Source organism: Bradyrhizobium sp. WCU1, from assembly GCF_053474805.1.
On the sequence record NZ_CM130280.1, the window covers coordinates 1655271 to 1678835 of the forward strand.

At 65.6% G+C, this 23565-nt stretch carries 21 protein-coding genes; 7 read left to right on the plus strand and 14 right to left on the minus strand.

Annotated features, from left to right (window positions below):
- Positions 1 to 31: 31 nt before the first annotated feature.
- The 13 genes from pncA to ACTUWL_RS07515 form a co-directional block, all read right to left on the minus strand.
- On the minus strand, positions 32 to 652 hold the full coding sequence (gene pncA / locus ACTUWL_RS07455) for a bifunctional nicotinamidase/pyrazinamidase (RefSeq protein WP_021076817.1): 621 nt from the start codon (positions 650 to 652) through the stop codon (positions 32 to 34).
- A complete protein-coding gene (locus tag ACTUWL_RS07460; RefSeq protein ID WP_035649963.1) occupies positions 652 to 1470 on the minus strand; it encodes an aspartate dehydrogenase in 819 nt (272 codons plus the stop codon). Before ACTUWL_RS07460 ends, pncA begins: the two co-directional genes overlap by 1 nt.
- A complete protein-coding gene (locus ACTUWL_RS07465) occupies positions 1470 to 2888 on the minus strand; it encodes a M20/M25/M40 family metallo-hydrolase (protein WP_021076819.1) in 1419 nt (472 codons plus the stop codon). Before ACTUWL_RS07465 ends, ACTUWL_RS07460 begins: the two co-directional genes overlap by 1 nt.
- A 130-nt stretch (positions 2889 to 3018) precedes the next feature.
- A complete protein-coding gene (locus ACTUWL_RS07470) occupies positions 3019 to 3519 on the minus strand; it encodes a Rid family hydrolase (protein ID WP_021076820.1) in 501 nt (166 codons plus the stop codon).
- Between the two features lie 25 nt (positions 3520 to 3544).
- Complete coding sequence (locus ACTUWL_RS07475) at positions 3545 to 3952, minus strand: c-type cytochrome (protein ID WP_021076821.1); 408 nt, start codon at positions 3950 to 3952, stop codon at positions 3545 to 3547.
- Positions 3952 to 5544, minus strand: coding sequence for an NAD(P)/FAD-dependent oxidoreductase (locus tag ACTUWL_RS07480; RefSeq protein WP_035649966.1), 1593 nt, complete (start codon positions 5542 to 5544; stop codon positions 3952 to 3954). Before ACTUWL_RS07480 ends, ACTUWL_RS07475 begins: the two co-directional genes overlap by 1 nt.
- A gap of 124 nt (positions 5545 to 5668) precedes the next feature.
- Positions 5669 to 6421 carry a 2-amino-5-chloromuconate deaminase CnbZ gene (gene cnbZ / locus ACTUWL_RS07485; protein ID WP_021076823.1) on the minus strand — a complete coding sequence of 251 codons (753 nt, stop codon included), beginning with the start codon at positions 6419 to 6421 and terminating at the stop codon, positions 5669 to 5671.
- Between the two features lie 1060 nt (positions 6422 to 7481).
- Positions 7482 to 8702 carry an ABC transporter substrate-binding protein gene (locus ACTUWL_RS07490; RefSeq protein ID WP_021076168.1) on the minus strand — a complete coding sequence of 407 codons (1221 nt, stop codon included), beginning with the start codon at positions 8700 to 8702 and terminating at the stop codon, positions 7482 to 7484.
- 404 nt (positions 8703 to 9106) lie between these two features.
- Positions 9107 to 10576, minus strand: coding sequence for an amidase family protein (locus ACTUWL_RS07495; RefSeq protein ID WP_373011539.1), 1470 nt, complete (start codon positions 10574 to 10576; stop codon positions 9107 to 9109).
- Complete coding sequence (locus ACTUWL_RS07500; RefSeq protein WP_021076166.1) at positions 10577 to 11995, minus strand: amidase family protein; 1419 nt, start codon at positions 11993 to 11995, stop codon at positions 10577 to 10579. It lies immediately after the preceding gene.
- 24 nt (positions 11996 to 12019) lie between these two features.
- Positions 12020 to 12814 carry a FadR/GntR family transcriptional regulator gene (locus ACTUWL_RS07505; protein WP_021076165.1) on the minus strand — a complete coding sequence of 265 codons (795 nt, stop codon included), beginning with the start codon at positions 12812 to 12814 and terminating at the stop codon, positions 12020 to 12022.
- A gap of 124 nt (positions 12815 to 12938) precedes the next feature.
- Positions 12939 to 14060 (minus strand): amino acid ABC transporter permease, encoded by a 1122-nt coding sequence (locus ACTUWL_RS07510; protein WP_021076164.1) that lies wholly within the window; start codon positions 14058 to 14060, stop codon positions 12939 to 12941.
- Position 14061: 1 nt separating this feature from the next.
- Complete coding sequence (locus ACTUWL_RS07515) at positions 14062 to 15249, minus strand: amino acid ABC transporter permease (protein ID WP_021076163.1); 1188 nt, start codon at positions 15247 to 15249, stop codon at positions 14062 to 14064.
- 95 nt (positions 15250 to 15344) lie between these two features.
- On the opposite strand from ACTUWL_RS07515, the gene ACTUWL_RS07520 reads away from it, so the two are divergent.
- The 5 genes from ACTUWL_RS07520 (at position 15345) to ACTUWL_RS07540 (ending at position 20521) form a co-directional block, all read left to right on the plus strand.
- Complete coding sequence (locus tag ACTUWL_RS07520; RefSeq protein WP_021076162.1) at positions 15345 to 16220, plus strand: MurR/RpiR family transcriptional regulator; 876 nt, start codon at positions 15345 to 15347, stop codon at positions 16218 to 16220.
- 5 nt (positions 16221 to 16225) lie between these two features.
- Entirely contained in the window at positions 16226 to 17575 is a 1350-nt protein-coding gene (locus ACTUWL_RS07525; protein ID WP_021076161.1) for an aspartate aminotransferase family protein, read from the plus strand.
- Between the two features lie 12 nt (positions 17576 to 17587).
- Entirely contained in the window at positions 17588 to 18598 is a 1011-nt protein-coding gene (locus tag ACTUWL_RS07530; protein ID WP_021076160.1) for an amino acid ABC transporter substrate-binding protein, read from the plus strand.
- A gap of 166 nt (positions 18599 to 18764) precedes the next feature.
- Positions 18765 to 19412, plus strand: a complete 648-nt coding sequence (locus ACTUWL_RS07535) for an aspartate/glutamate racemase family protein (RefSeq protein ID WP_021076159.1) — start codon at positions 18765 to 18767, stop codon at positions 19410 to 19412.
- A gap of 167 nt (positions 19413 to 19579) precedes the next feature.
- Positions 19580 to 20521 carry a YiiG family protein gene (locus ACTUWL_RS07540; RefSeq protein ID WP_021076158.1) on the plus strand — a complete coding sequence of 314 codons (942 nt, stop codon included), beginning with the start codon at positions 19580 to 19582 and terminating at the stop codon, positions 20519 to 20521.
- Between the two features lie 149 nt (positions 20522 to 20670).
- On the opposite strand, the gene ACTUWL_RS07545 is transcribed toward ACTUWL_RS07540, so the two are convergent.
- Positions 20671 to 22005, minus strand: coding sequence for an MFS transporter (locus ACTUWL_RS07545; RefSeq protein WP_021076157.1), 1335 nt, complete (start codon positions 22003 to 22005; stop codon positions 20671 to 20673).
- On the opposite strand from ACTUWL_RS07545, the gene ACTUWL_RS07550 reads away from it, so the two are divergent.
- Both ACTUWL_RS07550 and ACTUWL_RS07555 read left to right on the plus strand, forming a co-directional pair.
- A complete protein-coding gene (locus ACTUWL_RS07550; RefSeq protein ID WP_146160302.1) occupies positions 21998 to 22183 on the plus strand; it encodes a hypothetical protein in 186 nt (61 codons plus the stop codon). The genes ACTUWL_RS07545 and ACTUWL_RS07550 overlap by 8 nt on opposite strands.
- A gap of 148 nt (positions 22184 to 22331) precedes the next feature.
- Positions 22332 to 23531, plus strand: coding sequence for a multidrug effflux MFS transporter (locus ACTUWL_RS07555; RefSeq protein WP_106939880.1), 1200 nt, complete (start codon positions 22332 to 22334; stop codon positions 23529 to 23531).
- The last annotated feature ends 34 nt before the right edge of the window (positions 23532 to 23565 follow it).

A 23565-nucleotide genomic window follows, 5' to 3' on the forward strand; every position in this document is an offset into this window, starting at 1 on the left:
AAACAATGGTTTTTGCCCCCGCTTGGCCGGCTCAGGCAATCTCCTCAACAAGCGCGACGCCAGCCTCGCGCATCGCGGCGGTGGCGACGGCGAGCGAACCGCCGAGATCGATGGCGCGGCAGCCGGATAACACGACCGTGGTCTCGAAGCCGAGCCGCCGCGCATCGAGCGCCGAATACTGCACGCAAAAGTCCGTCGCCAGCCCCGCCATCACGACGCGCTTCAGGCCGCGCTCGCGCAGATAGCCGGCGAGCCCGGTCGGCGTGGTGCGATCGTTTTCGAAGAACGCCGAATAGGAATCAATCGCGGCCCGGAATCCCTTGCGGATCACGAGCTCGGCCCGGTCGGCCGCAAGCCCGCGGTGAAGCGCGGCGCCCGTCGTGCCCTGGATGCAATGATCCGGCCACAGCGTCTGCGGCCCATAGGGCATCGTGATCGAGGAGAACGGCGCCGCGCCCGGATGCGAGCTCGCGAACGAGCTGTGAGCCGCCGGATGCCAGTCCTGGGTCAGGACAACATGGTCGAACCGCTCCGCGAGCCGGTTGACCACCGGCACCACGGCATCGCCGTCCGCGACCGCCAGCGCGCCGCCCGGGCAGAAATCGTTCTGCACGTCGATAATCAGCAGCAGGTCGTCGGGCCCGATCTTCATCAGGTGCCGATCCGCAACGACGCGCGCAGCTTGCGCAGGCAGGCGATCACCGAGAGCGCGGTGATGCGGCCGGTCTTCGGATTCTCCGAGGGGATGTTCTCGATCATCATCGAGAACCGCGCAGAATCAGAATCGACCTCGATCCGGTGGGTGTTGCGCGTCACCGTCGGGTCGGCCCAGATCTCGACCCGTGTGCGATCGGGTCCGATGCCGGCGAGCGACAGCGCCACCGCGACGTTGAGATTGGCCGGAAAGCCCTTGGCAGCGTCGCGTGCGCTCCCCTCGAAGATGCGTAGCGGCGCGGTGATGCCCTCGATCCGGATGTCGTTCTCGACCAGATGCGGCGCGCCGAGCAGGCCCGCGACTGGCTTTCGTGTCACCAGTTTCACGGAATGGATGGTCCCGATCGCCGCGGCCGTCACCGCATCGAGCCCGATCAGCGCGCCCGTCGGCACGATGATCTGGCCGCCATGCGCGTTGGCGAGATCGACGAGGTCGCCGTTCTGCAACAGCGCACCGACGCTGAGCACCACTGCGGTCTTGCCGCGCTCCACAACCGGCGCCACGATCGAGCGAACCACCCTGCTCGGCGCGCACTCGACCACGATGTCGGCGACATCGGCCAGCTCAGCGATCGGCACCAGCTTCGGCGCGGATTTGAGCTCCGCAATCCAGCCGCGATGCTTGTCGGGGCTGTTCGCGGAGACCGCAACCAGCGTCAGGCCCTCGATGCCCCGATCGAGTGCCTTGACGACATCAGTGCCGATCGCGCCAAGACCGGCGACCGCTACCCGCAATTTTGTCTTGTTGTCAGCCATCATTTCCCGCCGGCGAGCATCTTGACCAGGCGATAGAGATACTCCTGGCCTTCGTAGAACGACTTGACGAGCACGCGCTCGTCCTTGCCATGATTCCGGTTGTCGTCGACATCGGCGCCGAGCCCGGAATGGCCGTAGGTCGGAATTCCGGCATTGCGCAGGAACAGGCCGTCGGTGGCGCCGGTGCTCATGACCGGCACGACCGCAGCGTCCGGCCAGAACTCCTTCGACAGCTTCTCGATCGATCCCATGATCTCCTCGTTCAGCGGCGACGGCGGGCTCAACGTCGCCTTGCCGCCCTTCACCTCGATCCGCTTGTCGGCGAGCGCACGCTCGATCTGGGCCTGCACGCCCTCGACCGGCTCGCCGGGCAGGATCCGGCAATTCACCCCCGCGGTCGCAAGCTGCGGCAGCGCATTGATGGCGTGGCCGCCATGCAGCATGGTCGCGACGCAGGTGGTGCGGAGCTGCGCGTTGTAGCCGGGAATCTCAGACAGCCGCGCCAGCGCCGCCGGATCCGGCTGCGGCGCCAGAATGGCGCGGATGTCGTCGGCGTTCTGCTTGCTCTCGGTCTCGGCGGTCTTGGCGAAATAGATCCGCGTGGTCTCGTTGAGATTCATCGGGAAGTCGTATTTCGACAGCCGAACCAGGCCTTCGGCGAGGCGATAGATCGCGTTGTCCTTGCGCGGCAGCGATGAGTGGCCGCCGCGGTCCGTGACCGTGAGCTGGTAGGCAGTGGAGATCTTCTCGCTGGTCTGCACGCTGTTGCGGATCGCCTTGCCGTTCTTCAGGCCGACGCCGCCGCCTTCGTTGAGCGCGAACTCGGCATCGATCAGGTCGCGGTGGTTCTTGATCAGCCACTGGATGCCGAGGGCATTGGTGTCGCCGATCTCTTCATCGGTCTCCAGCGCGACGATGATGTCGCGGTCGGGTTTGTAGCCTTCCTTCTTGTAGCGGATCAAATTGGTGACGAAGGAAGCAGCCATGTATTTGTCGTCGCTCGAGCCGCGGCCGTAGAAATAGCCGTCCTGCTCGGTGAGCTTGAACGGATCGACCGTCCAGTCCTCGCGGTTGGCGGGCACGACGTCGATATGGGCGACCAGCAGGATCGGCTTGCGCGCGCCGGAGCCGTGCAGGCGTGCCACCAGATTGCCTTTGTGCGGCGCGGGCGAGAACACCTGCACGTCGCCCTCGGGGAAGCCCGCCGCGCGGAGCCGCGCGCCCATCGCTTCCGCCGCCTTCTGGGTATCGCCGGTCGCGGTGGTGGTGTTGATCTCGACCAGCTCCTGGTAGATGCCGCGGGCAAATTGCTGCTGCTCGGTCAGCCCCTCGGCACTGGCGCCGGACGCGAGCAGGATCAGTGCAAGCGCGGCCGCGAGCCGCAGCGATCGAACCATGTCTCTAGCCTTGTACGACATCGTGCTCTCCCAGAATTCGACCGCCTGATTGGCGACGAATTCAGACAGGCGGCACGCGCTTTGGCAAGACGCTGAGCCCTTCAATTTCCGCGCGCATGCTCCGCAGTTTCGCGCATCCTATTTGGAGTCCTTATTTGGCTTCCTTGTTAGTATCCTTGGCCGCGATCACCTCGATCTCGACCAGGAAGCCGGGATTGGCGAGGGCCGCGACGCCGACCACCGAGCGTGCCGGCAGGTTCGGCTGGCTGCCGCCGAAGAACTGGGTGTAGCCCTCCATGAAGGCCTTGAAGTCCATCGGGGCCGACGCGTTGTGGACCAGGAACACCTGCATCTTGACGACGTCGCCCATGCCAAGGCCCTGGCCTTCGAGAATGCCCTTGATGCGGTTGAGCACGCCGACGGTCTGGGTCTTGGTGTCGCCATAGGCCTGCGGGCTCGACGGGTCGGCGTCCTTGCTGACGACCGGCGGCACCTGGCCGCTGACATAGACCGTGGTCGTGTTGCCGGTGACGGTCACAGCCTGCGCGATCGGGAATGTCGAGTTGGGAATCGGATGCCTGACCACATCGGCCGAGGCAGCCGTCGCCATCGCCGACAGTGCGGCGCCCAACACAATACCGATGAATTTCATCAAACTCTCCCCATGAGTGGCCTGGTCAGCGGCGGGCGTCCTGGACATCCTTGGCCGTCACCGCATCCTGATAGTTGTTGCCGAAGTGCGTCCGCAGATAATTCACAACAGCGGCGACCTGACCATCGGTCATCATGTCGCCGAACGCCGGCATGCCGCGGCGGCCGTTGACGACGAGGTAGATCGGATAGCTGCCGGATTCGAGAGTCTTGTTGCCGGCAAGCGAGGGATAGGTGCCGGCGCCGCTCGCGCCCATCGCATCCGGCATGTGGCAACCCTGGCAGACATTGCCGAACAGCTCCTCGCCGGTCATTTCGACGAAACGATAGCCCGACGAGAAGGTGCGCTTGCCGGCGCCACTATCCTGTCCAAGGGCCGCGGTTGCCGACAGCAGCGCCAGCGCGGCGATAGCAGAGATTCCTGTCCGCCTCATCACGTCTTCACCACGCGTTCGTGCAGTCGGGTAATGGCGTCGAGCGCCGACAGGATCGCGCCCTCCTGCCAGGCCGGCAGTTGGGAGGCGTGCTCGCCCGCGAGCGCGATGCGGCCGTCGATCTGGCAGAGATTGCGATAATGCTGCGCCCGCCCGGCTTCGGTCCACTCCCCGGCGCAGCCGAGGGTAAACGGCACCCGATGCCACGCCACCGCGACGCCGTTCTCGAACTCGCTCTTGTATTGCGGATGGATCTTGGCGCCGAATTCGACCGCACTGGCGACCCGCTCGGCCGGCGTCATCGCCGTGAACTCGAAGGAATTGGCACCCTCATAAAGATAGGCGCCGAGCAGGACGCCGCGGCCGCCGCGGTTGAACCCATAGTTCGGATAGCCGATATTCCGGATCGGCAGGTCGGTGTAGCTGATGCCGCCATAGATCGCCTCATCCTCTTCCCAGAACCGCCGCTTGAACTGCAGCCCGACCTTCACCGAGGCGGCGTAGGGCAAGGAATCGATCGCGTTCTTCATCGGCCCGCTGACATCGAGAGGCAGCTGGCTCAGGATCGGCAGCGGGATGGTGCAGATGCACCAGTCGGCGGTCGCCTGCTGCACCGCGGATGGACTGGCGGTGTCGACATAGCTCACGGTGACGCCCGAGCCGTTCTGCTGGATCTGCGTCACCTTGGAATTGTAGCGGATGAGATCGCCGACCTCGCGCGCGAACGCCTTGCCGATCATGTCCATGCCGCCGACCGGCTGGAACAGCGTCATCTGGAAATCGTAGCGTGCAAAACTCTGCAGATAGCGCCACATCCGCGACCGCAACAGCTCCTGGAGCGGGATCGGGTCGCTGGGCAGCGGATCGCCCATCAAGCCGCCGCCGGGATCGCGCGCATAACCGCGGAACTCGGCGGAGCCGAGGTTGGCATTGTACTTGTAGTCGCGATCCAGCGCGCCCCAGTCGCGTAGCGCCTGCAGCAGGATCTCCTGATCTTCCTTGGTGACGAACTCGTCGAGCCTGCCCTGCTGGCTGACCTTCGCCAGCAGCTCCGCCACCCCGCCCTGGAAATCGGCCTTGATGCTGCGAAAGCGTTGCGGCTTGCCGCCGAATGCACGCGTCGCGTGCATATAGGCGTTGTGGTTGAGCTGGATGAAGGGTTCCAGCGTCACGTTGAGCCGGCGGCAATAGTCGAGGAGCGCGCGGTGATGATAGGGAATCCGCCATGGGCCGGGATTGAGATACAGCCCCTGCTCGAACTGGCAGGTCTGCTTGAGGCCGCCGAGCTCGGTAAAGCTGTCGCCGCCGCGGATCGACCAGTTGCGGCCGCCGGCGCGATTGTTGAATTCGAGGATCTGGACCTTGTAGCCGGCCTTGCGCAGCTCCAGCGCCGCCGTCATGCCGGCAAGCCCGGCGCCGAGGATCAGCACCGAAGCGCCCTTGACGTCGCCCGCGAGCTTGAGCGGCCCCTTGTAGGCAGACTCGGATGCGAAGCCGAGGCTCGTCATCGCGTGATACATCGCCGAACTGCCGGCGATGGTCCCGATCAGCGCCAGCAAATCCCGCCGCCTGATCACAGATTCGTTCTGCACCCGTGTTCACCCAGCCACTGACGCCGATGCCGAAGGGAAACGGTTGACGCGACCCATGTCAAGAAAGGGCGCACGCTTCCACACGCACCCACACGCGCTTTTGATGCATCACGCGACCGCTCCATCACACCACACGCTCGAGATGCACACGCCGGCAGTCCATTTCGAAATCGAGCCCGACCACCGGCGGACAGTCGAAATGCCAGGTCAAGCCGTTGCGCAGCACGCCACGGCGGCCGAGCTCGATTTCGAGCACGGGATAGACGTCATGCACGGTGTAGAGCTGCACCGCGGTGGTGTCCCGCCAGGAGCCACCGAACGCGCTCATCCGCCGTTCCATCTCACCGAGCACGAACTTCGCCTTGGCCGAGATGCCGGCGGGGCTGGTGTCGCCGGGCGCCACGGTATGATCGCGGTAATTGGCCTTGCCCTCGACAGACTCGCCGCTGCCGGCCACGACAAAACTCGTCTGCGCGTCCTTTGCGGCCGGCACCGTGTAGCAGAAGGCATGGAAAGACGGCTCGCCGGGCGGATCGAGTTTCGGACAGACATTGCTCCGCGCCACCGGATTGACACCGTCCCGCATCACGCCCCAGGCGATCAACGTCTCGATGTAGATCTCGTTGAAGGCCTTGAACCCGTCCTCGGTGAACGGCGCCGGCGAGCGCAGTTCACAGGCCCCGAACGCCGTCAGCGGACGGCCTGCGGCCTTGATGATGTCGGCAATCCGCTCGAACCCGGCGCTCAGCGGCACCGGCCCGGAAAACCTGACCCGCTCGATGGTAAAGCCGGGCAGCGCGCCGATGCCGCAGGAATACTGACTGACGCCGGGCATGAAGCGGTAGTCGCCGTCCGGGGTGTCGATGGTGCTGGTCATGGTGCCTCGCGATGTGGAGTGATGCGGCCGTTACGATGACGTCGCGGGATGCAAGATACATACGAACGGCCCGATTTCATCACAGCCGTCGTCCTGGCGAAAGCCAGGACCCATAACCACAGCATTCGGTGATGAACGGGACAGTGGCCACTGCGCGCGCAACAATGTGCAATTGGGGTAATGGGTCATGGCTTTCGCCAGGACGACGATGAGATCGTTCTCGATTCAAGATGTCGAAGATCGGTGTTATCGCCGCGAAGGCGAAGATGGGTGACGCAGCCGCGGCTCTCTCCGGCCGGCGTCCCTGCGAAGGCCGGGATCCATACTCCGCGGCAGGTGTTGTCGAAGGGACTCGTCGTTCCAGCATTGCGTAGCAATTTGCATTTGTGGTTATGGGTCCCGGCCTTCGCCGGGACGACACTGAATGTGTTGCAGCGCCTGGGAGTTACACATCCGCATTCTCGCGACATGTTTGTCCGAGCTTTGCTCTTCGTTCCGCCCTCTCTCGCAGAGGGCGCAGGGAAAGCCGGGTGCCGATCGCACCCATGGGCCCCGAGCATAGGATAGAAAGCTCGGGGGTAGGACCACAGGTGTAACCGGAAACAACCCGGCTTTCCCTGCGCGATGGGTTACGGCTTACTTCGTGCTCTCCCCGGCGAGACTGGGCTTGCTTGTCACCGCCTTCGCAAGACGCTCAAGCATCCTGCGACGAGACACCTGCCGTTAGGGCGTCAGGACCACACGACTTCACCGTCCGCCTCGGTCACGCGTCGTCACCCGTGACCTCGACGTCCACCGCATCTCACCGCAACACTCCTGACGATGCGCAAGCGCCCCTCGATCGGGTGAGACGGGCGAACCATACACTGAGTTGCCGTTACGATAAACCGAAATATTTTTGCGCGAGAGGCTTGACGCATTTTCACTGAGTTGCCCGTCGGGCAACTCAGTGGCACGCGCGTGAGGGAGCCGCCGGCGGCAGGGTTCCCTCTCCCCTTGCGGGAGAGGGAGCCTGAGAGGCGTGCTCACCTTACGGTGCGCTCTGACCCGACCGCCTCGCCTACTGCGCCTTCGCGATGTACGGGCAACCGCCTTCAGCGAGCGGACGGAAGGCCTGGTCGCCCGGCACCGTCGCGAGGTACTCGTAGAGGTCCCACTTGCCCTTGGACTCTTCCGGCTTCTTGATGCGCATCAGATACATGTCGTGCACCATGCGGCCGTCCTCGCGCACGACGCCGTTCTGGGCGAAGAAATCATTCACCGGGGTCTTGCGCATCTGTGCGATCACGGTCTCGGAATCGGCCGAGTTGGTGGCGGCTACCGCCTTGAAATAGTGCCGCAGCGCCGAGTTGACGCCGGCCTGATAGGCGGTCGGCATCGACCCGTGGCGCTTGAAGAACTCCTGGGCGAAGACGCGGGTCTCGGGCGTGCGGTCCCAATAGAAGGAATCGGTGAACAGCAGATCATGCGCATGCGCGAGGCCGAGCGCCGGCACGTCGGTGAGCGTCACCTGCAGCGCGACGAGTTGCATGCTGGCGCGGATGTTGAACTCGTCGGCCTGCGACACCGCATTGCGGAAGTCGGAGCCGGCATTGGCGAGCGCAAGGATCTTGGCGCCGGAGGACTGGGCCTGCAGCAGGAAGGACGAGAAGTCGGCGGTGTCGAAGGGATGGCGGACCGCGCCCAGCACCTTGCCGCCGGCGGACGTCACGGCCTTGCTGGCATCGCGCTCCAGCGCCTGACCGAACGCATAATCGGCCGTGAGGAAGAACCAGGGCGTGCCGCCGCGCGCGACCACGGCCTTCGCCGTCGCGTTAGAGGAAGCATAGGTGTCGTAGGTCCACTGCACGCTGGTCCGCGAGCATTGCTTGCCGGTGAGATCGGATGAACCGGAGCCCGAGATCAAAAACAGCTTCTTGCGTTCGCGCGTGACGGTCTGGATCGCGAGCGCCACCGCGGAATTGACGCCTTCGGCGATCACGTCGACACCCTTGTTGTCGATCCAGTTGCGCACGATGCCGGTCGCGACGTCGGGCTTGTTCTGGTGATCGGCCGAGATGATCTCGATCTTGCGTCCGGCGACCGTGCCGCCGATCTCCTCCGCGGCCATCTGCGCCGCGATCACCGACCCCGGGCCATTGCCGTCGGAATATTGCCCGCTCATGTCGGTGATGATGCCGACCCGCAGCACACCATCCTCCGCCCGGGCAGCGCCGGCTGCAAATGAGAGACACACGGCGGCGATTGCGGCCAGGAGATGCGAGCGTTTGGTGATGGACATTTCGTTCCCAGGGATTCGGATGGTTCGGCCGATCTCCTGCAGCAATCAGGGATCACCGACAACCCCGCCGCCGGGCATGGCGCTCTGCGATTTCGCGCCAGAATTCCGGGAGAAGGAACACGGTCCCTACGCCAAACAAGCGAACACCGCAACGAGGTGCCGCCGCGGCGTTCCCTAAAGCATGACGAGAGTGTTGTCTGGCGCGGCAGCCGTTCACCTCTCCCTTGGGAGAGGTCGGCGCGCAGCGCCCGGGCAAGGGGTTACGCTCTCTCGTTGGAGCTGCGGCCCCTCACCCGATTTGCTGCGCAAATCGACCTCTCCCCAATGGGGAGAGGTCGCATCCGATTCAATCCAAACTCATCTTGCTCTAGATCAGACGATTGAAAAATGAGGTCGCGATCGCCTCAGCGCCGTTCCCACAATTGCCTGGTCAGAATGCCGGCCTTGCGCTCGATCGCCTCGGCGGCGTCGAGGCACATGTCCTCGCGATAGCGCGAGCCGACGATCTGGACACCGACCGGCAATCCCTCATGCAGCCCCACCGGCACCACCGCCGCCGGCAGCCCCAGCACGTTCATCGACGAAATGAAGCGCAGGTCGTTCCAGAACAAATCCTTGACACGCTGATCGCCGCCGAGATCGGCGTTGACCTCCGGCGTCTTGCGCACCGTGGTCGGCATCAGCACCAGCGGGTACTGCTCGAGGAAGGTCATCCAGTTCCTGATATGGCCCGACCGCGCGGCGATCGCCTTCATGTAGCCGGCCTGGTCCAACTGATTTGCCAGTGCGATGAAGCCATGGAACGTCTTCTGGAAGTCGGCGCTGCTCACCGCCAGCATCTGGTCCTGCTGCAACACGCGGGTCTCGGTCATGATCAGATCGCACCAGAGCTGCCACACCTTGTTCAGATCGGGGACGTCGACCTCGCTGACGGCATAGCCGGCATCGGCGAGATGATCGGCCGCCTTGCGCTGAAGCGCGATCACGCCACGGTCGGTCACCATGTCCCCGGGGATCTTCGCGAGCGCGACCTTGACCGGCGCGGCCGGCTTCGGACCCTGCAACGGCGCCGGCACGTACCAGGGATCGCGCGGGTCGCGCTGCGCCATCACCTCGAGGCCGAGGCGGACGTCGGCGACATGGCGCGCCAGCGGGCCCTGCGACGACATGAACTGCGCCATCAGCGGACGTTCTGCGGTGGCTGAGGGATTGAACGCGGGAATGCGACCCTGGGTCGGCTTGATGGTGGCGATGCCGTTGCAATGCGCCGGCCAGCGCAGCGAGCCGCCGATGTCGTTGCCATGCGCGATGGTGCCGATGCCGGCCGCGATCGACGCGCCGGCGCCGCCGGATGATCCGCCGCAGGTCACCTCCGCGTTCCAGGGATTGCGCGTCAGGCCGTGCAGCGGGTTGTCGGTGAAGCCGCGCAGCGAGAATTCCGGCGTGTTGGTCAGGCCGATGATGACGGCACCGGCCTTCTTGAGATTGGCCGTCACGGGCGAGTCGCCCGGCGCGATATTGTCCTTGAAGGCGACCACGCCGTTCGAATTGGCCTGGCCCTCGACGTCGATGTTGATCTTGATCGTGACCGGCACGCCATGCAGCGGGCCGACCTCACTGCCGCCGCGCTTGCTTGCCGCCAGCGTCTCGTCCGCGGCCTTGGCGGCCTGCATCGCCGACGCGCCGAGGTCGACGACCACGGCGTTGAGCGCCGGGTTGGCGGCATGCATGCGGTCGAGGTGGGCGCGAACCACCTCTTTCGACGTCACCTTGTCGTTCCTGATCGCCGCGGCGGTCTCGACGGCTGACCATTGCCAGATCGGTGCATTCGTCACTTGGTGTTCTCCCGTTGTGTTCAGAGCTTTGTTGTTGATTCAGTCGCGCGGATCGATCGGCGTCAGCGTCGAGGCGCGCGCCTCGATCACCGCGGCCGCCGCGAGACAGATGTCCTCGCGGAAACGGCCGGCGATCACCTGCACGCCGACCGGCACGCCGCCGGCGGTTCCGGTCGGCACCACGACCGATGGAAAGCCGAGCGCGGGCACCGCGAGCAGCGGCCGCTGCGCGTCGAGCAGCGCGCGCACGACGTCAGCGCCTTCCTGATCCTGATCGAAGCGGAACGGCAGCTGCGCCGAGACCGGAAGGATGATGACGGGGCAGCGCTCCTGGAACAGCTGCCAGGCCCGCACGATCGCAAGCCGCTGCTCGAAGCAGGCCAGCACCTGGTCGCCGTCGAGCTCCGGCGCGTAGGCGATATGGCAATCCAGATTGTAGCGGGACCTCGCATCGCCGAACTTGCGGATCAGCGGCGCCAGCACGCGCCGCTCCTCATTGATGACGAGGCGATGCCAGAGATCGGCGGCCTCCGCGAGCCGCGGCGGCGTGGTCTCCTCCACCGCAAAGCCTGCCTCGGCGAGCCAGCGTCCGGCAGCGCGCACGGCTGCACTGACCTCCGGCGCCTCGTCGCCGAACGGCGCCGGCGCGATCGCGACCCCGATCGGCCGCTCGAGCTGTGCGCCTTGCAGCGGCACCGGCAGCCAGGTGCCGTCGCGCGGATCCGGCTGCGCCATCGCGGCGAGCGCGACGCCGAGATCGGCAACCGAGCGGGCGAGCGGCCCCTGCACCGACATCATCTGCGCGGTGATCGGCCGATCGCTGGTCGCGGACGGATTGAACGACGGTATGCGACCCGGGGTCGGGCGCAGGCCGGCGACGCCGCAGGCGTAAGCCGGATAGCGGATCGAGCCGCCGAAATCATTGCCATGCGCGATCGCGCCCATGCCGGAAGCAACCGCCGACGCGGCGCCGCCGCTGGAGCCGCCCGGTGTCAGCCGGCGGCTCCACGGATTGTAGGTCGCGCCGTGCAGATCGTTGTTGGTGAACCAGCGGTGCGAGAACGCCGGTGTGTTGGTGCGGCCGACGATGACGGCGCCGGCCTTGCGGAAATTCGCGACCACCGGGCTGTCCTCGGCGGCGATGACGTCGCGGAACGCTGCGACGCCATTGGTGGTGGCGTGACCGCGCTGATCGACATTGACCTTGATCGTGACCGGCACGCCATGCAGCACGCCGAGCTCCGCGCCGGATCTCACCGCGGCATCCGCCGCATCCGCCTCGGCCAGCGCTTCATCCGTCAGCACCTCGACCACGGCATTTAGTGCCGGATTGACCTTGGCGATGCGATCAAGGCTCGACTGCACCGCTTCGCGGCTCGAAATCGCACGCGTCGCGATCGCACGCGCCAGATCGACGGCCGACCAGCTCCACAACTCATTCTCGCGCCGCATGACCATCGTCGTCGCCTCCTACGCAAATCTTCAGTCGAGCCGCAACGGCTGGTGAAAGACAGGCAGATCGACGCGCCGATCTCCCTTCGGGACGACCACGGCCTCGGCGCTCAGCACGTGATCGAGCATCACGCGGCGGGCGCGCGCGGCATTGCCGGAGCGGAACGCAGCCATCAGGCGCTTGTGAAACTCGATGTTCTCGCAGGTGAAGCTCGATGCGAATTCCTGCACGCCGAGCTTGCCGATCAAATGGCGGATCGCCTCGTTGACGAAGCGCGCGACCAGGCCGAGCAGCGGATTGGGACAGGCCTCGATCATGATGTCGTGGAAATCGATCTCGGCGTGGCGGTGATGCTCCCAGTCGGTGGGCCCGCCCGGATGATGCTCCTGAACCTCGATCGCCTTGTCGAGCGCGGCGAAATGCGCCGCCGTGAGGTGGCCGACCACGCTGAAGGCGAGCTCCGGCTCGATCAGGCGGCGGATCTGGTAGATCTGCGCCGTACTGATCGACTGGAAATAGAAGTAGTTGCTGAGCAGGCCGACGATCCGGTTGATCGACACCGGCGCCACCCGCGCGCCGCCGCCCGGCCCCGTGGTGTTCTGCACCAGCCCCTGCACTTCCAACGATTTGAGCGCCTCGCGGATGGTCGAGCGGCTGCAGCCGAACATCTCGATCAGCTCGCTCTCCTGCGGCAGCCGGTCGTTGGGCTGCAATCCGGCCTGGAAGATGTGGCCGCGGATCAGGTCGGCAACAGCGTCGGAGCGCTTGCGCTTGATCGAGGCGCGCCGGGACGGGTCCAGGGATGGCAGGGCCGATTTATCCATTTTATGATCATAAATAGGATCGGGATGGCTTGGCAAGGGGTGACCGCCCAAGGGGACGTGCCCGGAGCTCATCCCGGGCATGGCGGCAGAGCGAACATTCTAGGAATTGGCGAGAGGCGATCGCTCAGTTCGTTCCGCGCTGCGCCTCGAGGCTGCGGCTGTAGCGCGACATCGCGAAGCAGAACACGAAGTAGATCACGCCGACGAAGACGTAGACCTCGACGCTGAAGGACTGCCAGGCCGGATCGACGATCGCGGTCTTCGCCGTCGTCAGCAGGTCGAAGATGCCGATGATCAGGACCAGGCTGGTGTCCTTGAAGAAGGCGATGAAGGTGTTGACCAGCGGCGGGATGACGTGGCGGATCGCCTGCGGCAGCACGATCAGCGCGTGCTTCTCCCAATAGGACAGGCCGAGTGCATCGCCCGCTTCATACTGTCCGCGCGGCACCGCCTGCAGGCCGCCGCGCACCACTTCGGCAAGATAGGCGCCGGCATAGAGGATGAAGGCGATCTGCGCGCGCAACAGTTTGTCGATGTTGACGCCGTCGGGCATGAACAGCGGGAACATCACGCTTGCCATGAACAACAGGCTGATCAACGGCACGCCGCGGATCAGCTCGACATAGAGCACGCAGAGCGAGCGGATCGCCGGCAGTTTCGAGCGGCGGCCGAGCGCGACCAGGATGCCGAGCGGGAAGCCGAACGCGAGGCCGAAGGTCGCGAGGATCAGCGTCACCGGCAGCCCGCCCCAACGATCCTGGGTAACGAAGGAGAGGCCGAGGAAGCCGCCCCACATCAGGCAGCCGATCACGATCAGGGCCGCGGCCCACAGCAGGAACAGCTCCTTGCGCCAGAAGCTGCGGCGGCTCGAGACCACGAACAGCGCGATGAAGATCAGCACCGCAAGCGCCGGCCGCCACTGCTCGTCGAACGGATAGGTGCCGAACAGGATGAAGCGATACTTCTCGGGGACGACGGCCCAGCAGGCGCCGACGCCGCGCAGCGCGCGGCATGCGCTGGTGTCGCTGCCGGAGACGATCCAGACCGCATTGGCGATGCCCCATTGCCAGAGGCCGATGCAGGCCTTGCCGAGCAGGAACAGCAGCAGCAAGGTCATGATGCTGGAGGGGATCGAGGCGAACAGATTGGCGCGCAGCCAGGCGGTGAGATGTCCGCCGAGCGCGCGCGGGGCGGGACGCGGGCCGATCGGCAGCGGATCCTGCGGGACATGGGCGACCGAGCTCATCTCAGCGCTCCACCAGCGCGATCCGCGCGTTGTACCAGTTCATGAACAGGCTGATGCCGAGGCTGATGGTGAGGAACACCATCATGATCAGCGCGATCGACTCGATCGCCTGCCCGGTCTGGTTCAGCGTGGTGTTGGCGACCGAGACGATGTCCTGGTAGCCGACCGCGACCGCGAGCGAGGAGTTCTTGGTCAGGTTCAGATACTGGCTGGTCATCGGCGGGATGATGACGCGCAGCGCCTGCGGCAGCACGATGTGTTGCAAGACGAAGCCGCGCTTCAGCCCGAGCGCCTTGGCGGCCTCCGACTGGCCGCGCGGCACAGCCTGGATGCCGCTGCGCACGATCTCGGCGATGAAGGCGGAGGTATAGGTGACGAGCGCGATCAGCAGCGCAAAGTATTCCGGCGCCAGGGTCAGCCCGCCGACGAAGTTGAAGCCGCGCAGCTCCGGCAGCACGATGCGCCAGCTCGCGCCCGCGAGGAACGACACCAGCGCGGGCAGCGCGACGATCAGGCCGAGCGCGTAAGGCCACGCCGGGCGCGCGTTGCCGTCAAGCATCTGCTGCGCGATCAGGCGGCGCCTGACGATGGTGAAGACGGTCAGACCTGCGACCAGCGCGAGGATGGTCCACCAGTTGGACGCGCTTAGCGGGACCGACGGCAGGATCAATCCACGATTGGACAGGAACACGCCTTCGACCGGCTTGAACGCCTGGCGCGCCGCCGGCAGGCCCTGCATCAGGACGTACCAGAACAACAGCTGCAGCAGCAGCGGCAGGTCGCGCAGCACCTCGACATAGACGGCGGCGAGCCGTGCCAAGAGCCAGTTCGACGACAGCCGCGCGATGCCGACCAGCGTGCCGATCACGGTCGCCAACACGATGCCGATCACGGCGACGCGCAGCGTGTTGACGACGCCGACGATGAAGGCGCGCAGATAGGTGTCCTTCGGCGTGTAGTCGATCCAGCTGTCGGCGATCGGCATGCCGGCTTCGCGGCCGAGGAAGGCGAAGCCGGTCGAGATACGCCGCACCGAGAGGTTATGGACCGCGTTCGACCACAGGAAGGCGATGACGGCAACTGCAACGGCAACCACCAGGACCTGCCAGAACAGGCCGGCGACGCGGGGATCGCTGAGCGAAAACCGCCAGGGTCGGGCGGGAGGGCGTTTCGGCGTCGATGTCGTCACAGCGCAAGGATCCCAATGAGAAGCGATCTGCTGCCATGCGCTATGCGCGCGCGTCATATGTTGCACCAAATTGATAAACGTGCAACATATGTTTCATGGCCCAGGCTCAGCCGAAACCATCGCCCCTGAACGAATTGTGCAGCGCATTGCCGTCGCTGCCAATGCGCTTGCAGGAGGTTGGTCGGTTTGTCGCAGCCAATGATTACGACGCCACCACCCGCTCGATGCGCGAGCTTGCCGCCGTCGCCGGCGCCGACCCGGCCTCCTTCACCCGGCTGGCAAAAGCGCTTGGCTATTCCGGCTGGGACGAATTGCGCGCCGCACTCACCGAGGCGCGACGGCCGGCGCAGGGCTCGCCGTTCTCCGGCCGCGCCAGGAGCCGCCGCGGCGGGCCGAATGCCGACGTCAAACTGATTCACGACAAGCTCGAAGCCGAAGCGGCAGGGCTTGCGCGAATTTCCGCGAATGCGATTGCGGACGCCGCGCGTGCGCTGCACGCGGCAAACCGGATCTGGATCACGGGATTTCGCAGCTGCCGCAGCGTGGCGGAACTGCTGACCTATCAGCTCCGCCTGTTCCGGCCCGACGCCGTGCAGCTGGTCGGCGGTTCCGGTCCGTTCGATCTCGACCACGGTGCCTTCCGCACTGAGGACGCCGTGGTCGTGATCGGCTTTGCGCCCTACACCCTGGTCAGCGTCGAGACGGCGCGCGCGGCGCATCAAGCGCGCGCCACGCTGATCGCGATCGCCGACACGATCAGCGCGCCGATGGCCGAGGGCGCCGATCACCTGCTGCTGTTCGAGGCCGCCTCCTCCCCCGGCTTCTTCCCGAGCCTCACCGGCGCGATCGCGGTGGCGCAGTCGCTGGCCGCCGTCGCCTTCACGCTCGGGGGCGCAAGCGCAAAGCGCAAGCTGGAGGAGACCGAGGGCCGGCTTGCCGAGACGTCGCAATATTTTGTCGAGAAAGGATGACCGTCATGGCCGCCAACAAGAGCCGCGTGATGCATCGCAGCCTGCGCGAGACCCCGCCGAAAGCGATCGGTGGTGAAGGCGTCTGGTTGATCGCGGAGGATGGCCACCGCATTCTGGATTCCTCGGGCGGCGCCGCCGTCTCGTGTCTCGGCCACCAGCACCCGCGGATTCTGGCCGCGATCGCAAGACAAGCGTCGAAGATCGCCTATGCCCATACCGGGTTCTTCTCGTCGGAGCCGGCGGAAGAGCTCGCCGAACGGCTGGTCGGCCACGAGCCGGGCGGCCTCGGCTATGTCTATTTCGTCAGCGGCGGATCGGAGGCGATCGAGGCCTCGATCAAGCTGGCGCGGCAATATTTCATCGAGCGCGGCGAGCCGAAGCGTGCCCGCTTCATCGCCCGCCGGCAGAGCTATCACGGCAACACGCTGGGCGCGCTGTCGGCCGGCGGCAATGCCTGGCGCCGCGAGCCCTACGCGCCGCTGCTGTCGCCGTCGTTCAGTCACGTCACGCCCGCTTTTGCCTATCACGAGAAGCGCGACGATGAATCGGAGGCCGCGTTCGTCGGCCGCCTCGCCGCCGAGCTCGAGGCCGAATTCCAGCGGCTCGGCCCGGAGAATGTCGCGGCCTTCATCGCCGAGCCCGTGGTCGGCGCCACTGCCGGCTGCGTGCCGGCACCGGAGGGATACTTCAAGGCGGTGCGCGAGATCTGCAACCGCCACGGCGCGCTCCTGATCCTTGACGAGGTGATGTGCGGCATGGGCCGCACCGGCACGCTGCATGCGTGGGAGCAGGAAGGCATCGCACCCGACATCCAGGCGGTCGCCAAGGGGCTCGGCGGCGGCTATCAGCCGATCGGCGCGATGCTTGCGAGCGGCAGCATCGTCGACACCGTGCGCAACGGCTCCGGCGCGTTCCAGCACGGTCACACCTATCTGGCGCATCCGCTCGCCTGCGCCGCCGCGCTCGAAGTGCAGAAGGTCATCAGCGAGGAGAGGCTGCTCGACCAGGTCAAGGAGCGCGGCCGCCAGCTCGAGCAGCGGCTGGTCGAGCGTTTCGGCAATCACCGCCATGTCGGCGACATCAGGGGCCGCGGCCTGTTCTGGGGGATCGAGCTGGTCGCTGACCGCGGCACACGGCAGTCGTTCGATCCCAAGCTGAAGCTGCATCAGCGGATCAAGTCCGCGGCGTTCGCTGGCGGGCTCGGCTGCTATCCGTCCGGCGGCACTGCCGACGGCCAGCGCGGCGACCATGTGCTGCTCGCCCCGCCCTATATCGCGACGTCCGGCGACATCGACATGATCGTGGAAAGGCTCGGTGTCGCAGTCGACAGCGCATTGAAAGACGTTGGTCATTAGGAGGAGGACAGAATGAGGAACGTATTGATCGCGGCGAGCCTGCTCGTCGCGGGGCTTTCAACCGCAAGCGCGGCGACGCTCGACACCGTCAAGCAGCGCGGCACGCTGGTGTGCGGCGTCTCGACCGGCTTTGCCGGCTTTTCGGCGCCGGACTCGCAAGGCAATTTCAAGGGCCTCGACGTCGATTATTGCCGCGCGCTCGCCGCCGGTGTGCTCGGCGATCCTGCCAAGGTGCGCTACGTCGCGCTGACCGCGCAGAACCGCTTCACCGCGCTGCAGTCCGGCGAAATCGACGTGCTCTACCGCAACTCGACGCAGACCTATCTGCGCGGCACCACGCTCGGCCTGCGCCAGGGCCCGGTCAATTTCTACGACGGCCAGGGGTTTGTGGTGAAGAAGGACCTCGGCGTGAAGGAGCCGAAGGATCTCAAGGGCGCCACCGTCTGCGTCGCCCAGGGCACCACGCATGAGGTGACGCTCGGCGATTACGGCCGTGCCAACGGCATCGACTGGAAGCCGCTGGTGTTCGATCGGCCCGACACCATGTACCAGGCCTTCTTCGGCGGCCGCTGCGACGCCATGACCCAGGACGCCTCCGCGCTCGCCGGCGCGGTCGCGACCGCAGCACCGAAGCCCGACGATTACGTCGTGCTGCCGCTGACCATCAGCAAGGAACCGCTCGGCCCGTTCACCCGCAACGGCGACGAGGTCTGGAGCGACATCGTCACCTGGCTGCATTACGGCCTGGTCGAAGCCGAGGAGCTCGGCGTCACCCAGTCGAACGCCGACGAGATGACGAAGTCGCAGGTCCCGGCGATCCAGCGCCTGCTCGGTGTATCCGGCGATCTCGGCAGCCGGCTCGGCCTCGACAACAAATGGCTGGTCCCGGCGATCAAGGCCGGCGGCAATTACGGCGAGATCTTCGAACGCAATGTCGGCAAGGCGAGCCCCCTGAAGCTCGAGCGCGGCCTCAACGCCACCTGGAGCAAGGGCGGCTTGATGTACGCGATCCCGTTCAAGTGATCTCCACCTCGCCCCGCTTGCGGGGAGAGTTCGTCATTCAAGCAAAGCTTGAATGACGGGTGAGGGGGAGTCTCCGCATATCCCCCTCTGACCTGTTACGACGATAGAGCCCCTCACCCCAACCCTCTCCCCGCGAAGAGCGGGGAGAGGGAGAAGAGCAGCGACCATGCGTATCACGCTCATTCACGCCCTGAAGCACTCGATCGTGCCGATCGAGGCGTCATTCGCACGACATTGGCCGGAAGCGCGGCTGATGAATCTGCTCGACGACAGCCTGTCGGCTGATCTCGCGCGCGAGGGCAAGCTCACCGAGCGCATGACCGAACGCTTCCTCGTGATGGGCCGCTATGCGACCAGCACCGGCGCTGACGGCATCCTGTTCACCTGCTCGGCATTCGGGCCCTGCATCGAGGCGGTGGCGCGCGCGCAGGCGCCGATGCCGGTCCTGAAGCCGAACGAAGCCATGATCGAACAGGCGGTCGCACGGGGAAAGCGGATCGGCCTGCTCTCGACCTTCCCGCCGACGCTGGTGTCGATGCCGCCGGAATTTCCGTCTGAGGTCACGCTGGTGCCGAAGCTCGCCGAGGGCGCGCTGGCCGCGCTCGATCGCGGCGACCGTGCGGAGCATGACCGCATCGTGGTCGAGGCCAGCAAGGACTTGCGCGACTGCGACCTGATCGCGCTCGCGCAGTACAGCATGGCGCCGGCCGCCGAGCGTGTCGCCGAAGCCACCGGCCGCGAGGTGCTGACGACGCCGGACAGCGCGGTCAAGAAGCTGAAGGCATTGCTCGGAATCAACCAGGCGCACCGATAAGCGCCTTGTTCCGGCGGTAGTGGCTTTTGGCCCGTAGCCGACAAACAAGTCTGTCGATAGTGTGCCGCGCGGCCTCGGCGGAGGCGCGTGACGGACACCTCCTGCCGTCACATAACCTTCCTAGACTGAGGCGGCCAACTTCCGGCCGAGATGAGGGCAAATTCCCGATGCGAAATACCCCTTTCCTTGTGATTGCAGCCGTCTTTTCCTTTCTCGAACCGGCCGCCGCCCAGCAGGCCCCGCCTGCGTCATCGGCGAATGCGCAACTGACGCAAAAGATGAATGCCTATGTCGGGTGCATCAACCGCCTCTCGGCGCGATCGTACGAATCCCGCGACCGCTATTTTTCCTGGGCCGCCAAGAGCGGTCCCACCGGCAAGGAGCGGATCATCTACGGCACCTATACGATCTACGACACGTCCGACTGCAAGACGAGCGTCGCAGCCGCCAATGCGGCGGACCCGCACGATGCCGGGCTTGAAGCCGCCGCGAATGCCTATGTTGCCGCCGTCACCACGCTCGAGCCGCTGTTGAAGGAGGCGGACGACTACTACACCCAGGAGAACTACAAGGACGACAAGATGGCCAAGGGCAAGGCGCTGCATCCGCGCCTGGTCGCGGCCTGGGATGCGTTCGCCGGCGCCGACAAGGCGTTGCGCGCCGGCGTCGAGGCCATCAACGACAAGCACGCCGCCGAGCAGCTGGCCGCGATCGAGGCGAGTGAAGGCCGCAAGACGCACTATTATGTCGAGGCCCTGATGATCCAGGCCAAACGCGTGCTTCGCGCGCAGCAGGCCGACAAGCCCGACATCGACGCGATCACCCAGGCGCTCAACGAGTATGAGGCCACGGTGAAGGCAACCGAGGAGGCCTCCGGCAAGGACGGCGACGCCAAGCTCGGCTCGATGTTCATCGGAAGCGCCAAATCGTTCCTCACCACGGCGAAGCAACTGATGCGCCGGGTTCGCGACAAGGTGCCTTACAGCTCGGGTGAGAAGATGATGCTGAGCAACCCCGGCGCCGGCTGGATGGTGGAGGGGTCGCCGGCCCGGCTGATGCGTGACTACAATCAGCTCGTCGACGGCTACAACCGCGGCGCCCGCATCTGAATGGCGCGCCGAAGTTCCAGCGCTGCGTAGGGTGGATTGGCCCACCGGGGTCCGCGCAAAGCGCGGCCCGACGACAAGCTCCGGCGCAATCCACCGCAACGCAGAGGCAGTGGCGGATCGCGCCTTGCGGCTAATCCGCCCTGCACACCTCACGTGCCCGCGTCATTCACATTCAGATCGACGCCCTGCGGGTCCTTGATGGTCGAGACCGTGATCAGCGAGATCAGCGCCAGCACCGCGATGTAGACGCCGACGCGCCAGGACTCGCCGTAGCTGCCGATGATCCATTGCGCGATCATCGGCGCGAAGGCGCCGCCGAAGATGGCGCCGAGCGCGTAGCCGATCGAGACGCCGGAATAGCGCACCTTGGCTGGAAACAGCTCGGCATAGAGCGCCGCCTGCGGGCCATAGGACAAACCAAGCGCAATGGTGAGACCGACGGCGCTGACGAAGAACAGCAAGAGGTTCTTGCTGTCGATCAGGAACCACATCGGCACCGCCCACAGCACCATCAGGCCGTATCCGATCTGGAAGCAGCGCACGCGGCCGATCTTATCACCGAGGATGCCGCCCAGCAGCGTGAAGATGAACCAGCTCACCGCCGCCAGCGTGCCGATCAGCAGCAGCTGCTCGGACGGCATCTTCAGCGTGTTGGCACCGTAGCTGATCAGGAACGCGATCAGGATATAGCCGGCCGCATTATTGGCCATGAAGATCAGCGCGGTGCGGAAAATCTCCTTGGCATGATTGCGCATCAACTCCTTCAGCGGCGCGGAGGATTCCTTGTGCCGGCGCTGCATCGCCTTGAACACCGGGGATTCCTCCACGGTGCGGCGGATCACGATGCCGACGACGATCAAAAGAATCGATAGCAGGAACGGAATGCGCCATCCCCATTCGATCATCGCCTGCTTGCCGAGCGTCGCGGTGAGCACCCACAGCACGCCGGTCGCCAGAATCATACCGAGCGGCGTGCCGATCTGCGGAAACGAGCCGAAGAAGCTGCGCTTGTCGCGAGGCGCCGATTCCACCGCCATCAGGGCCGCGCCGCCCCACTCGCCGCCCGCCGAGAAGCCCTGCAGGATCCGAAGCAGAATGAGGAGTGCCGGTGCCCAGGCGCCGATCTGCGCATAGGTCGGCAACAGGCCCACCAGCGCGGTCGCAGCGCCCATCAGCAGCAGCGTGACCACCAGCATGTTCTTGCGCCCGAAGCGGTCGCCGAGATGGCCGCAGACGATGGCGCCGAGCGGACGGAACAGGAAGGACAGGCCGAGCGTCGCGAACGAGACGATCTGTGCCAGCAGCGGATTGTTCGCGTTCATCGGCGCGAAGAACAGCGCGCCGAACACCAGGCCCGCCGCCTGGGCGTAGACGAAGAAGTCGTACCATTCGATGGTGGTGCCGACGAGCGTTGCGGTGAGGACCTTGCGCTCCTCATCCGACAGTTCAGCGCCGCGCGAGCGCGCGGAGATCTCGATGGACATTGGCCTCCCCAAACCCGTTCTTGAATCAGTTCTTGGCCGCGCGGGCGTGACCGACGCGATGCGCCTGCCCCGTGCGGATGCTGGTACGGGGATAGCAGAGGTTTTCGCGCGGCACGAGCTAAATAGTTGCAGCAGCAACGATATCGCCCAGGCCGAGGCCGCCGGTCCGGTTCCATGACCGGATTACCTCAGCCCTCGCCGACGGTCTCCCATCTGGAAATGCCGATTGTGCAACGCAGCAAGAACACTATGATCCGGGGCTCTCCAAGAGGTCGTAAGTGTCTGACATCAATGCCGATGCCTGGGTTTCCTCAGGCCACCGCCCGATGGGCTTTCCGGAATTCGTCGTCGTCATCGCCTCCATCATGGCGCTGAACCCGCTGGCGATGGACATGATGCTGCCGGCGCTGCCGAACATCCGCTCAGCGTTCCAAATCGCCGACGCCAACCGCCCGCAGATGGTGCTGTCGATCTTCCTGGTCGGCTTCGGTGTCGGCCAGTTCGTGATGGGCCCGCTGTCGGACCGCTTCGGCCGCCGCCCGGTGCTGCTCGGCGGCATGACCGTCTACACCATCGCCGGCCTGCTCGCGATCATTGCGCCGTCATTCGAGACGCTGCTCTTGGCGCGCGCGCTGCAAGGGCTCGGCACCGCGGCAACCCGCGTGATCGCGACCTCGATCGTGCGCGACTGCTACGCCGGACGACGGATGGCGAGCGTGATGTCGCTGGCGATGATGGTGTTCATCGCGGTTCCGGTGATCGCGCCGTCATTCGGCCAGGCCGTGATGCTGCTGACGCACTGGCGCGGCATCTTCGTGCTGCTGATGATCTACGGCGTGATCGCGCTGGCCTGGAGCGCGATGCGGATGCCGGAGACGCTGCCCAAGGAGCTGCGCAAGTCGCTGGCGATCCCGGAGGTGCTGTCCGCGTTCCGCCAGACCGTCACCAACCGCCAGACGCTCGGCTATGCGCTCGCCGCCGGCGGCGTGCAGGGCTCGCTGTTCGCCTTCGTGTTCTCGTCACAGCAGATCTTCACCGAGGTCTTCAAGCTCGGGCATTACTTCCCGGTCGCCTTCGCCGCCTGTGCGGTCGGCGTCGCGATCGCCGGCTTCCTCAATTCGCGGATCGTCGGCCGCATCGGCATGCGCGTGATCTCGCACGCGGCGCTGACCGGCTTTGCCGTCGTCGCCGCGGCATTGTTCGTCGCGGTGAAGACGGACATGCTGTCGCTGTCGCTGTTCATGGCGCTGTCAGTCCTGATGATGTTCGCGTTCGGGCTGATAATGGCGAACTTCACAGCATTGGCGATGGAGCCGCAGGGCAAGATCGCCGGCACCGCTTCGTCGCTTTACGGCACAATCACCACCCTGCTCGGGATCGGCATCGGCACCACGATCGGCCAGGATTACAACGGCACGCTGCTGCCGTTCGCGACCGGCTTCTTGCTCTGCACGCTGGCAGCGCTCGCCGTGGTGCTGGTGACGGAGAAGGGCCGCATGTTCCGACCCCATCATCATCCGATTTGAAGATTCCGGCCCGGATTTCGCTTCGCTGTATTCG

Excerpts from the sequence above, each read along its gene's own strand:
- pncA (WP_021076817.1), bottom strand. The coding sequence starts at position 652 with ATGAAGATCGGGCCCGACGACCTGCTGCTGATTATCGACGTGCAGAAC.
- ACTUWL_RS07460 (WP_035649963.1), bottom strand. The coding sequence starts at position 1,470 with ATGGCTGACAACAAGACAAAATTGCGGGTAGCGGTCGCCGGTCTTGGC.
- ACTUWL_RS07465 (WP_021076819.1), bottom strand. The coding sequence starts at position 2,888 with ATGTCGTACAAGGCTAGAGACATGGTTCGATCGCTGCGGCTCGCGGCC.
- ACTUWL_RS07470 (WP_021076820.1), bottom strand. The coding sequence starts at position 3,519 with ATGAAATTCATCGGTATTGTGTTGGGCGCCGCACTGTCGGCGATGGCG.
- ACTUWL_RS07475 (WP_021076821.1), bottom strand. The coding sequence starts at position 3,952 with ATGAGGCGGACAGGAATCTCTGCTATCGCCGCGCTGGCGCTGCTGTCG.
- cnbZ (WP_021076823.1), bottom strand. The coding sequence starts at position 6,421 with ATGACCAGCACCATCGACACCCCGGACGGCGACTACCGCTTCATGCCC.
- ACTUWL_RS07490 (WP_021076168.1), bottom strand. The coding sequence starts at position 8,702 with ATGTCCATCACCAAACGCTCGCATCTCCTGGCCGCAATCGCCGCCGTG.
- ACTUWL_RS07500 (WP_021076166.1), bottom strand. The coding sequence starts at position 11,995 with ATGGTCATGCGGCGCGAGAATGAGTTGTGGAGCTGGTCGGCCGTCGAT.
- ACTUWL_RS07505 (WP_021076165.1), bottom strand. The coding sequence starts at position 12,814 with ATGGATAAATCGGCCCTGCCATCCCTGGACCCGTCCCGGCGCGCCTCG.
- ACTUWL_RS07510 (WP_021076164.1), bottom strand. The coding sequence starts at position 14,060 with ATGAGCTCGGTCGCCCATGTCCCGCAGGATCCGCTGCCGATCGGCCCG.
- ACTUWL_RS07520 (WP_021076162.1), top strand. The coding sequence starts at position 15,345 with ATGGCCCAGGCTCAGCCGAAACCATCGCCCCTGAACGAATTGTGCAGC.
- ACTUWL_RS07525 (WP_021076161.1), top strand. The coding sequence starts at position 16,226 with ATGGCCGCCAACAAGAGCCGCGTGATGCATCGCAGCCTGCGCGAGACC.
- ACTUWL_RS07530 (WP_021076160.1), top strand. The coding sequence starts at position 17,588 with ATGAGGAACGTATTGATCGCGGCGAGCCTGCTCGTCGCGGGGCTTTCA.
- ACTUWL_RS07535 (WP_021076159.1), top strand. The coding sequence starts at position 18,765 with ATGCGTATCACGCTCATTCACGCCCTGAAGCACTCGATCGTGCCGATC.
- ACTUWL_RS07540 (WP_021076158.1), top strand. The coding sequence starts at position 19,580 with ATGCGAAATACCCCTTTCCTTGTGATTGCAGCCGTCTTTTCCTTTCTC.
- ACTUWL_RS07550 (WP_146160302.1), top strand. The coding sequence starts at position 21,998 with ATGGACATTGGCCTCCCCAAACCCGTTCTTGAATCAGTTCTTGGCCGC.
- ACTUWL_RS07545 (WP_021076157.1), bottom strand. The coding sequence starts at position 22,005 with ATGTCCATCGAGATCTCCGCGCGCTCGCGCGGCGCTGAACTGTCGGAT.
- ACTUWL_RS07555 (WP_106939880.1), top strand. The coding sequence starts at position 22,332 with ATGGGCTTTCCGGAATTCGTCGTCGTCATCGCCTCCATCATGGCGCTG.